The organism is Nitrobacter sp., from assembly GCF_051535215.1.
GTDB lineage: Bacteria > Pseudomonadota > Alphaproteobacteria > Rhizobiales > Xanthobacteraceae > Nitrobacter.
Genome location: NZ_JBPPLY010000021.1, coordinates 25824 through 36723 on the forward strand (window position 1 = coordinate 25824; position 10900 = coordinate 36723).

Below are 10900 nucleotides of genomic sequence, written 5' to 3' on the forward strand. Positions count from 1 at the left end.
ATATTCCTGGTCACCTCGACTTTAGTTCGTTTTGGGGCGAAGTGGAATCCGGTCGCGCGGGGTAGGGCAGCAGACCTGAAACAGCCACTCAGTCAATTTCGTCCAGCGTCGCAAACAACGTGCGGCGGGCGGCCAGGGCGGTTATCGCCGCGATCAGCACCGTCTGCGCCACCAGAACGAGATAGCCTGAGGGACGCAACGAGAACGTGCCGAGCAGCGCCGCGAACTGGTCTCCGACCGGCGTTCCGGAAAACCAGGTGGCGATCGATTCGGAGAAGCCGAACATCAGCATGGCGGCGACGCAGCCGATCGCGCCGCCCTCGAACCCGAGCCGCAGGAAATGCCGCAGGAAACGATTGGCGATGTAGCGGTCGCTCGCGCCGACGAAATGCAGCACCTCGACGATTGGCCGATTGGCCGCCATCGCGCCCCGGGTCGCGAAGGACACCGAAATGATCGTTGCAATGATGACCAAAGCGAGCACACCGATGCCTGCGAACACCGTCGCATTGGTCATCGATCGCATCCGATTGATCCAGGCGCGATGATCATCCACGCTGGCTGACGGCGCCACCTGCGTCACGCGGCCACGGAGCCCATCAAGGTCGAGCCTGGTCCCCGGCGCTGCTCGCGCAACGATCATGCGGGGTACCGGCAGATCGTCAAGCGACAGGCCGCTGCCGAGCCACGGCTCCAGCAGCTTGCTCGACTCCTCCCTGGTATACGGCCTGACGTCGAGAATGCCGGGCTCCGCGCGCATCGCGCTGGCGACGGCGGTCACGTCGCGCTCGATGTCGCGTCCGGCGACCGGCCGCACCTGGATGGTGATTTCGCTCGCGACGTCCGACTGCCATTCCGTCGCCGAGGCGCTGACCAGCAGCACCGCCCCGGTCGTAATCGACGCGAGAAACGTCATGATGGCAACGACGGCGACCAGTGCGCGGCCGGAGATCGAAGCGCGCGGCACGATCGGCGACATGTTGCGGGCGCGGGCCGGCACCTGCGGGCGCTCCCGCCCGAGATCCACTAAAACGCCATGGTCGTCACCCGTGTTACTCATAGACGTGCAACCGTCCCTGATGCAGCACCAGACGCCGCGCGTCGTACTGGTCCATCAGCGTGATATCGTGGGTGGCGATGATAACCGCCGTGCCGGATTTGTTCAGTTCGATGAATAGCCGCAGCAGCCGCCGCCCTAGCGTCGGATCGACATTGCCGGTCGGCTCATCCGCCAGCAGCAGTTGCGGGCGCGCAATCACCGCACGGGCGATTGCCGCACGCTGCTTCTCGCCACCGGACAACACCGGCGGCAGCGCATCCATGCGTTCGCCGAGGCCCACCCATTTCAGCAGATCGATGACTTCACGCCGATAGGTCGATTCATCGCGCCCCGTCACCCGGAACGGCAACGCAACGTTCTCGTAAGTCGTCATATGGTCGAGCAGGCGGAAGTCCTGAAGCACGATCCCGATACGCTTGCGCAGATCGGCGACTTCATCCTTGCCCAGCAGGGAGACGTCCTGACCGAACAGGTTGACCAGCCCCCGCGTCGGCCGCAGCGACAGAAACAACAGCCGTAGCAGGGACGTCTTTCCCGCACCCGACGGACCGGTGAGAAACTGGAAGGAATGAGCCGGAACCTGAAAGCTGAGGTCGCGCAAAATCTCCGGGCCGAGCCCGTAGCGCAAGCCGACATTTTCGAATCGGATCAAGCTTCGCGTCCCGAATCCAAAGTTCGCAACATTCTCAGCGCGTCCTTTCGCGAACTTTGGACTCGAAAGGACGTCAGCGGGGTCGTTCAGAAGTTCCCTTGACGCGCTCCTTGCGAAAATGAGAAGAAGTTCCGATCCACCCACGGACCGATGGACGAAGACGCCGACAGCTTGCGCTGCCCCTGCTGTTGCGCGTTCCCGCGGTCAGGAACGGCAAGCGTCGATCGGACCCGTTTTGCGTCGGTTATGGTTTCCGATTCGTTAACGGTCGGCGCATAGACTTCGGACAGCGTCATTTTGCGGCGATTCGTCCATGCACATTATCTGTCCTCATTGTACGACATCCTACGCGGTCGACTCCGCAACTTTCGGCGATGCTGGCCGCACCGTGCGCTGCTCGCGCTGCAAGGAAACGTGGCGGGCAATGCCTGAAAAGATCGCCGTCGCCGAGGCTCGCGTTCCGTCAATGGCGGGAGCGGACGAAACGGCGGGATGGAACGAACCCGCGGAGACCATTCCCTCCGTCGACAGCCCGTCGATCGCCAGCGACCTGCCCCCGGAACTCAGCGGCGCGCAGCAGGAACTCGCCGGCGCCTGGACCTCGCCGGCACAGCAGGACAATACGCCTCAGGATCACAAGAGTCCGGTTGCCTCGCGACTCCGCGGACTGCTCAAGCCGAAACTCACGTTGCGCCGGCCTTCGGTGAATCTGAACACCGTCTGTGTCGCCATGGCCGCCATGGTGCTGGCGCTGGTGATCTGGCGCACGGAGATAGTGCGGCTGCTGCCGCAAACCGCAGCGTTCTACCGACTGGCCGGGCTGGAGGTGAACTTGCGTGGACTGTCATTCAAGGACGTCAAGATGTCGACCGAAACAGTCAACGGCAAACCCGTACTGGTCATCGAAGGGATGATCGTGGCGCAGACCCGCAAAGCCGTCGAACTGCCGCGCCTACGCTTCAGCGTCCGTGACGCGCACGGCACGGAAATCTATGCGTGGAATGCGGTGCTCGAACAGGCCGCGCTCAAACCCGGCGAGAACGCCTGGTTCCGTTCGCGGCTGGCGTCGCCGCCGGCGGAAGGCCGCAATATCGACGTTCGTTTTTTCAACCGGCAGGACCTTGCCACGGGAAGCGGAGCATAAACCGTGGCGCGCGTTCTCATCGCCGACGACGAGGACTCGATGCGGTCGCTGGTCGCCCGCGCCATCGCCATGGACAGCCACGAAACGGTGACCGCGGCCGACGGCGCCGAGGCGCTGGATATTCTGACCGGCGACGCAGGCGCCTTCGATCTTCTGCTCACCGACATCAAGATGCCGATCATGGACGGCATCGCCCTGGCGCTGGCCGCCGCGCGCGATTTCCCCGATCTGGTCATCCTGTTGATGACCGGGTTCGCCGATCAGCGCGAGCGCGCATCGGGCCTCAGCGCTATCGTCCACGACGTCATCACCAAGCCGTTTTCGGTGGCCGATATCCGCACCGCCGTCGCCGATGCGCTAGCCGAACGACGCTTGCGCAACGATCAGTAATCCTTGAGCAGCCGCTCGATATAGTCGAGTTCGATCTTCGGCCGTGACGGATCGGCAAAACGGCGACGCAGCTCTTCGAGAATGCGGCGCACCCGCTGCACGTCGATCTCGCCGGGAATCCTGACGCTTGAATCATTGCCGAATTCCCGGCCACGCAACGGCCGTCCCAGCGGATCGGTCTGGTTGCCGCCGCTCTGCCGGTTGCCCGCCCGACTGCCCGGACCATCCTCGCTCTGCCCCTCGCCGTCGCCCTGCTGCATGGCTTCGGCAAGGCTCCGGGCACCCTTGCGCAACGCCTCGAGCGCGCGGCCTTGCGCATCGACGGCACCCTCGGCATTGCCTTCGCCAAGCCGTCCGCCGGCGTCGCCCATGGCGGTATCGGCCTGACCGAGGCCGTCCTCGCCATGACTCTGGTCGGCTTGCGATTCTTGCTCGCCGTCCTGACCCGGCCTGTCACGCTGAGGCGGTCCCATTCCGCGCCTGGCAAGCTCCTGCTGCAACGTCCTCAGCCTGTCTTGCAGCGCCTGCTGGTCCTGCTGCAAGCCATCCATCGCATGGTGGCTGTCCTGATTGTTGTCGTGCATGCTGTCGCGCCGGGAGTCCTGACCCTGCTTGTAGGTCCTGTCGCGCAACTGCTGCTGCTTGCGGATCATGTCGCCGAGTTCATTCAGCGACTGCTGCAGGTCTCCGTCCTCGCCCTGGCCCGGCTGCGCCATCTGGAGATTCTCGAGCATCTGCTGCAACTGCTCCAGCAACTGCTTGGCGGCGTCCTTGTCACCGGAGCGCGACAGCCGCTCCATGCGCTCGATCATGTTGTCGAGGTCGCGCTGACTCATCACGCGGGTGTTGCGATCGAGCGGGCGCGCCAGTTGCTGCGGATTGTCGCGCATCTGTTCGGCCAGTTGCTTCAGATATTTGTCCAGCGCCGCGCGCAGGTTCTCGGTAAGCTTCTTGATCTCCTCGTCGCTCGCACCGCGCTCCAACGCCTCCTTCAGCGCGTCCTGCGCCGCACGTAGCGCCTTGTCGACGTCGGTGATATTGCCATCCTCGATGCTGACGGCGAGCGCCCAGAGGTTGCCGACGACCTCGCGCAATTGGGTGTCGATGCGCGCTTCCTCAAGCTGCTTCGTGACGCTGTAAAGGCCGAGATACTCCCCCACCTTGGGAGTGAACACCTCGGGCGCGATCAGAAGCGCATCGAGCGCCGTATGGACCTGCCTGCTCTGATTGGCGTCCAGCGCCAGGATGCGACGCTGCTCGATCAGCGCGCGAGCCAGCGGTTTGGTGAACACACGTTCCGGCAGGCGCAGGTCGAACGGCTCGCTGTGCCCCTCGTTGCCTGCGTCGTCGCGCGCGCTCAGCGTCAGGGTCACATCGGCGCCGGCATAGGGACTCTCGCTCAGATCCTTGACGGTCTGCCCGACCCCGCTGCGGGGCCTGGCGTTCGGCAACACCAGCGCGAACTGCGGCGGATCGAACAGCGGACGCGGGGTCACGCCATTTTTTGCAGAGGACCCGGTTCGGGCCGAAAAGACTGCGTGGGCTTCGGTTACGCCGTAGTCGTCCTCCATGCGATAGGACAGTTGCAGCAATCCACGGGCCTGACGTTCCGGTGGCTTGGCCAGCGATATGACCGGAACGCGATCGGGGGTAGCATTGAACGTCCATTTCGGCTGCCCCGACGGCGCGCGCACATGCGCCGTGCCATCCGTTGCGATGGTGAAGTGCCGCTCGTTCGTGCCTTCGGGAGCGTTATCGACCGGAGTCTTTTCGGTCACCCCGCCGCTGACCGCGACATCGAGGCTGCTTCCGCTCGAACGGACGATCAGCGTGCTGCCCGCCGGGACCGGAAGCGCGGTATCGGACAGGCCCGCATCCTTGTTCGTCGCAGACAGAATGACCGGAGGCTTGCCGGTATAAGGCGGCGGCGCGACCCAGGCATCGACCCTGACATTGGCCGGGGTCAACATGCCGTTCAGATCGAACGCGGCGGCCACCCGCTCGGTTCGCTCGCCCCCGGCGGCGATATAGGTCACGATCATCAGCACCACCACCAGCGCGCGCAGCGCCCAGCGATCATGCATCGGCAGGCGTGGCGAGGGCAGCCCGGCGCGGATGCGCTTGATCGAGGCCAGCGTGCGCGCGCGCTGCGCCTGCCACAACGCCAGCGCAACCGGATCCCGCGTTGCGACAGTATCCGCGAGCGCGGTCACCGGCCGATGACGCAGACCGGCGCTGCGGTCGAGCCGGCTCAGCCCTTCCTCGCGGCTCGGCCAGCGGAACCTGACGGCGGGCACCACAGCAGCAAGCGCCAGCAGGACAAAGGCAGCCAAGGCGACGGCGCGTCCCGTCGCCGGCAATTCGAGCCACAGTCCCGCCCACGATGCCGCCAGGAACAGTCCGGCGACGGAGAGCAGCCGCGCAAGGTGCGGCCAGGCTCTTTCCCATGCAATCGCCCATCTCGCGCGCCGCAGGGCTCGCGCCAGACCAAGCCCCACCGCAGGCTCGCCGCGGTCCTGACTGGAAGGATCTGGGGTTACGCCGGTCAACAAACTCTCCGGATTGCTGGAGCCATTCTGACGGAATCAAAGCCGGGCTCCAGCGTTTTATTTTGAAGCGTCTTCTTGACGCGAACCGGTCCCCGCCTCGCTCAAAAACGCTGGAAAACAGCATCCTATCACGGCGGCGGCAATGAGGCATCGTTGGTTGGCCGGTGGCCGTTGCTGCCCCGACGCGACGATCTAGCTTACCGGCATGGTGCGCTCGTCGCCCCATGGCAGACCGAACTGGTCGAGACCTTCCGCGAGAAAATCGCTCAGAAGCGGTTCGCCGAGCAGATAACTGGCCGTCCGGGAGTTGTGTCCTTCTGCGGCCTCACGCCGCAAATCCGTCCATTCATCGATCGAGCCATCGCCCCGGCCGAGCCGCATCAGTGCGACCAGATCGATCTGCTCATCCTCGGACAGCGAATTGATGAACCCGGTGATTTCGCGAACCACCGGGTCGTCACCATTGTCGGTCAGCACATCGATCATATTGTCATCGGAGGCGTTTGAGCCGGAATCCGGGTCCGTCGACGCCTCCTTGGCATCGAACTCGCGCGCTTTCTCGATAAGAAAACCAACCTTTTCCGGCGAAATGGCAAGATCCGGCATTGGCGATACTCCTTTGTTCGAGAACGCCAACGCAAAGGCTGCCAGGTTGATCCCAATCATCGTGACGCGAGGCAAATTGCGGACGAAATTTTCGAACCCGAAAGACCCCGCGATCCGATGCTCCCGCGATCCTTGCGAAACGGGGTGAATGGTTGTCGAATGCACGCTCGTCATTTTGTGAACAGCTCAGGACCAAAGAACAAGTCGAGGGGCGCGACCGGCGCTTGAGGCATTGATTATGAAGTTGATTTTCTCGCCGACCTCGCCCTTTGCCCGCAAGGTTCGCATCGCCGCCATCGAGCTTGGGCTGATCGACACCATCGAGCTGGTGCCCGCTGCTCTCGCGCCCGGCAAGCCCGACGACAAATATTCGCGCGACGTCAATCCGCTGAAGAAGCTGCCGGCGCTGATCCTTGACGACGGCAGCGTGATTCTCGATTCCTATGTCATCGTCGAATACCTCGACGAGATCGCGGGCGGCGGAAAGCTGATTCCGGCTTCGGGTCCGGCGCGCTGGAAGATCAAAACGGATCATTCGATCGCGCAAGGCATGCTCGATTCCATGGTGCTGTGCCGGTACGAAAAAGCGGTGCGCCCGAAGGAGTTCTACTGGCAGGGATGGGCCGACGATCACTGGCATCGGGTTTGGACCGGCATGGCGCATTTCGACAAGCAAAGCGACCTGCTGTCGCGACCGCTGGATGTCGCACAGATCGCACTCACCTGCGTGCTCGGTTACGCCGACTTCCGTTTTGCGGATAGCGGCTGGCGCAAGGCTTATCCGAACCTCGTCGCATTCCACGACAAAATGATTCAGCGTCCTTCGGTGAAGATTTCGGCGCCGCCCGCGGCGTGACAAGGTTCCCATGCCGACCGGCCGGCATCCGCTTCATCCGAACAATTCAATCGAACAGGCTTGGCGTATAATTGACGGCCGCGCCCTCGATGGCGAGCATCTTCAGCTTGGTGACGACGCCGCCGTTCGCCGAGAAACCTCCCGGCTTGCCACCGGCGGCGAGCACGCGATGGCATGGCACCACAATCGGACACGGATTGCTGCCGAGGGCCTGACCGACGTCACGCGACAGTTCGACGCCGCCAAGCCGTTTGGCAATCTCGCCATAGGTCATGGTCCGGCCCGGCCGAATCGTGCGGGCGATGTCGTAAACATCGCGATGGAAATCGGGAACGCCGTCGAGATCGAGCGCTGCGCCGGACAGATCCCTCGGCTCGCCATCGAGCAATTCGATCATGCCGTCGATCGTGGACTGCACGCCGGTCGGCGGGATCGCCTCCGCGAGTTCGCCATAACGCTGGCGAATGCGGATCCGGGTCTTGTTCTCGTCCGGCAGCGGCAGTTGCACGGCCTTGATGCCGCGCATAGTCCAGACGACGCCGCATGTGCCGATCGCGGTCTCGAACAGCGCGAACTTGCAGTCCTTCACGTCACCCATAGGCCGCTCCGTCTCCAGGCCCCTCATCGGAAACTAGGATTGGAGCATGCTGCGATCCACCCGGATTCCGGCAAGAAATATGCCCGGCCGAACGATTCCTCAGCCCGGTGCCGGTAGTAGGCAGCGGGCCAACTTCACGACGTGACGGCGCGCTCCATCGCCACTTCGGCCTTGAGGTGGTCGATGTCGCGGTAGATCGATGACACCGCAAGCACGCGGCCCTCATGCCTGTAACGCAGCAGGCAATCCCTGTCCGCAACGCTACCGTCGACCTCGATATCGTCCCACTTCGACGCGTGGCCGGCATAGTTGATCGGCACGTCGTAGTGCTGGCTCCAGAAGAACGGCACCGCGTCGAACTTTTCGCGGTGTCCCAGCATGTTGCGCGCGGCAACCTGTCCCTGACGCTGCGCCACCACCCAGTGCTCGACGCGGATGTTGTCCCCGGAATGAGAGTCCGGCCAGCGTGCGATGTCTCCGGCTGCGTAGATACCGGGCGCGCTGGTTTCGAGGAACTCGTTGACGAGCACGCCGCGGTCGATCTTCAACCCCGCTTTTTCGGCAAGCTCCAGGCGTGGTTTCACACCGACGCCAAAAACGACGAAATCGGCATCTAGCGTTTCGCCACTGCCGAGTGTCACCTTCTGCTCGCCGATCGCGGCAACGGTGTCCTCCAGATGGAAGATAACGCCGTGTTCCTCGTGTAGCGCGCGGACGAAATCGCCCATCTCCGCACCGAGGATGCGTTCCATCGGGCGTAGTTCCGGCGCGACGACATGGACCTCGATATCGCGGGCGCGCAACGACGCCGCAACTTCAAGGCCGATGAAACTCGCACCGATGACGACCACCCGGCTCGCCGACTTCGCCGCCTCGATGATGGCGCGGCAATCCTTGAGCGTGCGCAAGGTATGGACGTGCGGCAGGTTGGCGCCGGGAATCGGCAGCCGGAGCGGTTCGGCGCCGGTCGCCAGCAACAGCCGGTCGTAACCGACGGTGCCGCCCGTGGTCGTGAGCTGGCGTTTATCCGGATCGATGGCGTTAACCGTCGTGCCCAGCCGCAAATCGATGCCGGCCTGCTGGTAGAAGTCATCGGGGCGGAGCGGCAGCCAGTCCTCGGGCGCGGAGCCGGCGAGATAGTCTTTCGACAGGTTGGGCCTGTCGACCGGCGGTGCATCGTCGCTGCTCAGCATCACGATCTCGCCCTTGTAGTCCTGGCGCCGCAGCATCTCGGCAGCCGCAAAGCCAGCCGCACCGCCGCCGACAATCACGATCTTTTCGGGATGATCGGGCTTGGCGATCTTGCTCGCCGGACGCTCGCGTTTTCCGCGGACGAAGATCCGGCCGTCGCGCTGCTCGACCTCCCACACGTCGAGCGCGTTGAAGGCGGGAGCGCGGGTCGCCTCTCCGGTGCGCAGGTCGAAGCAGGCGTGATGCCATGGACAGCGAACGGTGCCGTCGACGACGAGCCCGTCGGCAAGCGGCCCGTGGTAGTGGCTGCAGTGCGCATCGATCGCGAAAATCTCGGAACCTTCGCGCACCAGCAGGATCTCTCGCTCCCCGACATGGCCGACCAGCTTGCCGTCCTTGAAAGCGCCGGGATCAACACCCTGCGTCAGGTCCGGTCCGCTCGGTTGAGCCTGCTCCTCAGCCATCTATCTGGTCCTCCGTGGTTACGCGGCCGCCGGATGCGAGCCATGCAGACATTCGCGATCCGCACGGTTTCACACCAGCGCGGATACGGCAAGTTCACGTGTTAAGAGCGAAGGAAACGAAAAAGGTTCCGCGGCGCAAAGGAGTCGTGCCGCGCCGAGCGAGCTTCGCCGCCTGCCGTTTTCTCCGCAGCAGACAACGATTCTGATTTCAGGATATTTTTGAGCGAAGCACGCCCTCGGGCCTGATCCGAGGCGATTACCGGTAAAATTACCGTCGAGCGGTTCGCGTTATGATGGAACGCACCGCTCGGTCATGGCCAGGCATAACCGCTCAAAGAACGGGATCGCTTCCGCTCGCCTATCCGCGGCGATCCACGTCTTTTTTCGCTATGGCCCGTCTATCTTCGCGGCCCCTCAAGACCATCTTCCGGCACCCGAAAGGTTGATTTATTCGTCCTCGGACTCGGACAGCGCGCCAGCAAGCTTGTCGTAGTATTTGGCGACGAGATCGATATTGCCTTTGTTCTCGATCACGGGCGGCGGCGTCTGCAACGCCGCATTCATGTCATCGAGCGCCTGCTTCTTTTCCTTGGCCGGCATCTTGGTGTCGGCCTGCACCGCGGCAATCTGCTGTTTCAAAACCTCCTGCACGCCAATGTATTTCTTGGTGGTGGGATCGAAACCGCCGAGCACGAGACTGATATTGTCGATCACGTTGGTGTATTCGGCGTAGCTTGCAAAGCCCGATTTCTTCGCGATCGCGTCGAGCTGCGTGATGACCTTCGAATCCGGTTTCACATTCGGATTGTCCGGCAGCTTGTCGTCGAGCGCATCCATGTCCTTCTGCGCCGCGAGCACGCCTTCGATCTGCTTGTCGGTGAGCGCGATCTGCTTGATCGGCGCATCAGCGGGCGGCGCAGTTTCGACCGGCGCGGGCGCAGGTTTGGCCTGCGCGAAGGCGTTGCCGGCCGAAACAGCAGTGGCGCACAGGGTGAGACCGGCAAGAGCGATCCCGGTAATGGTGGAGCGAACGATGTCGCGCATGATTTTCTCCTCGGCCTGGCCGTTCTTCACGATTCGCGCGGATGAAATGACGGCATTGAGGCTATGGGGTTCGAAATGAACGGCCTGTGAACCGGCCGATCATGGTCAATTGATACCGGCACGTGGCACGCAAGCGACGGAACATAAAAAAAGCCGCTTCCGTCATGCATGGAGCATTTCGGAAGCGGCGTTTTTATTGGTAACGCGAAGAGAAATTCACAAAGAGGAAATCATTGTCCTTGGCAGGCCTGGCAGCGACCTACTCTCCCAGGGCTTAAGCCATAGTACCATTGGCGCTGAGGAGTTTAACGGCCGAGTTCGGGATGGGATCGGGTTCAAGCTCCTC

General features: G+C 63.1%; 11 protein-coding genes and 1 rRNA gene. 3 read left to right on the top strand and 9 right to left on the bottom strand.

Going from position 1 to position 10900, the window contains the following annotated elements; all coding sequences use genetic code 11:
- Positions 1-88: 88 nt before the first annotated feature.
- The 3 genes from ACS3WB_RS14835 to ACS3WB_RS14845 form a co-directional block, all read right to left on the bottom strand.
- A complete protein-coding gene (locus ACS3WB_RS14835; RefSeq protein ID WP_438276260.1) occupies positions 89-1060 on the bottom strand; it encodes a cell division protein FtsX in 972 nt (323 codons plus the stop codon).
- The gene (gene ftsE / locus ACS3WB_RS14840) at positions 1053-1712 is read right to left on the bottom strand and encodes a cell division ATP-binding protein FtsE (RefSeq protein ID WP_292610086.1); all 660 of its coding nucleotides are present in this window, start codon (positions 1710-1712) and stop codon (positions 1053-1055) included. The genes ACS3WB_RS14835 and ftsE overlap by 8 nt, the downstream gene beginning before the upstream one ends.
- Before the next feature lie 86 nt (positions 1713-1798).
- Positions 1799-2008, bottom strand: coding sequence for a hypothetical protein (locus tag ACS3WB_RS14845; RefSeq protein ID WP_438276261.1), 210 nt, complete (start codon positions 2006-2008; stop codon positions 1799-1801).
- A 17-nt stretch (positions 2009-2025) separates the two neighbouring features.
- Here ACS3WB_RS14845 and ACS3WB_RS14850 point away from each other — a divergent pair, with 17 nt between their 5' ends.
- The gene (locus ACS3WB_RS14850; protein ID WP_438276262.1) at positions 2026-2856 is read left to right on the top strand and encodes an MJ0042-type zinc finger domain-containing protein; all 831 of its coding nucleotides are present in this window, start codon (positions 2026-2028) and stop codon (positions 2854-2856) included.
- A gap of 3 nt (positions 2857-2859) precedes the next feature.
- Entirely contained in the window at positions 2860-3246 is a 387-nt protein-coding gene (locus tag ACS3WB_RS14855; protein ID WP_438276263.1) for a response regulator, read from the top strand.
- Here the strand turns inward: ACS3WB_RS14855 and ACS3WB_RS14860 are convergent.
- The gene (locus ACS3WB_RS14860) at positions 3240-5795 is read right to left on the bottom strand and encodes a TIGR02302 family protein (protein WP_438276264.1); all 2556 of its coding nucleotides are present in this window, start codon (positions 5793-5795) and stop codon (positions 3240-3242) included. The two genes, ACS3WB_RS14855 and ACS3WB_RS14860, sit on opposite strands and share 7 nt — an antisense overlap.
- 192 nt (positions 5796-5987) lie before the next feature.
- Positions 5988-6401, bottom strand: coding sequence for a DUF3775 domain-containing protein (locus tag ACS3WB_RS14865; protein WP_438276265.1), 414 nt, complete (start codon positions 6399-6401; stop codon positions 5988-5990).
- 238 nt (positions 6402-6639) lie between these two features.
- On the opposite strand from ACS3WB_RS14865, the gene ACS3WB_RS14870 reads away from it, so the two are divergent.
- Positions 6640-7257: a glutathione S-transferase family protein gene (locus ACS3WB_RS14870; protein ID WP_438276266.1), complete on the top strand. Its 618-nt coding sequence runs from the start codon at positions 6640-6642 to the stop codon at positions 7255-7257.
- A 46-nt stretch (positions 7258-7303) separates the two neighbouring features.
- On the opposite strand, the gene ACS3WB_RS14875 is transcribed toward ACS3WB_RS14870, so the two are convergent.
- The 4 genes from ACS3WB_RS14875 to rrf form a co-directional block, all read right to left on the bottom strand.
- Entirely contained in the window at positions 7304-7846 is a 543-nt protein-coding gene (locus tag ACS3WB_RS14875; RefSeq protein ID WP_438276271.1) for a methylated-DNA--[protein]-cysteine S-methyltransferase, read from the bottom strand.
- Between the two features lie 143 nt (positions 7847-7989).
- Positions 7990-9510: an FAD-dependent oxidoreductase gene (locus ACS3WB_RS14880; RefSeq protein ID WP_438276267.1), complete on the bottom strand. Its 1521-nt coding sequence runs from the start codon at positions 9508-9510 to the stop codon at positions 7990-7992.
- A gap of 447 nt (positions 9511-9957) precedes the next feature.
- Positions 9958-10554, bottom strand: coding sequence for a hypothetical protein (locus ACS3WB_RS14885; RefSeq protein ID WP_438276268.1), 597 nt, complete (start codon positions 10552-10554; stop codon positions 9958-9960).
- A 246-nt stretch (positions 10555-10800) separates the two neighbouring features.
- Positions 10801-10900, bottom strand: a 5S ribosomal RNA gene (rrf, locus tag ACS3WB_RS14890); the annotation flags it as partial.

Excerpts from the sequence above, each read along its gene's own strand:
- ACS3WB_RS14835 (WP_438276260.1), bottom strand. The coding sequence starts at position 1,060 with ATGAGTAACACGGGTGACGACCATGGCGTTTTAGTGGATCTCGGGCGG.
- ACS3WB_RS14865 (WP_438276265.1), bottom strand. The coding sequence starts at position 6,401 with ATGCCGGATCTTGCCATTTCGCCGGAAAAGGTTGGTTTTCTTATCGAG.
- ACS3WB_RS14880 (WP_438276267.1), bottom strand. The coding sequence starts at position 9,510 with ATGGCTGAGGAGCAGGCTCAACCGAGCGGACCGGACCTGACGCAGGGT.
- ACS3WB_RS14845 (WP_438276261.1), bottom strand. The coding sequence starts at position 2,008 with ATGACGCTGTCCGAAGTCTATGCGCCGACCGTTAACGAATCGGAAACC.
- ACS3WB_RS14870 (WP_438276266.1), top strand. The coding sequence starts at position 6,640 with ATGAAGTTGATTTTCTCGCCGACCTCGCCCTTTGCCCGCAAGGTTCGC.
- ACS3WB_RS14850 (WP_438276262.1), top strand. The coding sequence starts at position 2,026 with ATGCACATTATCTGTCCTCATTGTACGACATCCTACGCGGTCGACTCC.
- ACS3WB_RS14885 (WP_438276268.1), bottom strand. The coding sequence starts at position 10,554 with ATGCGCGACATCGTTCGCTCCACCATTACCGGGATCGCTCTTGCCGGT.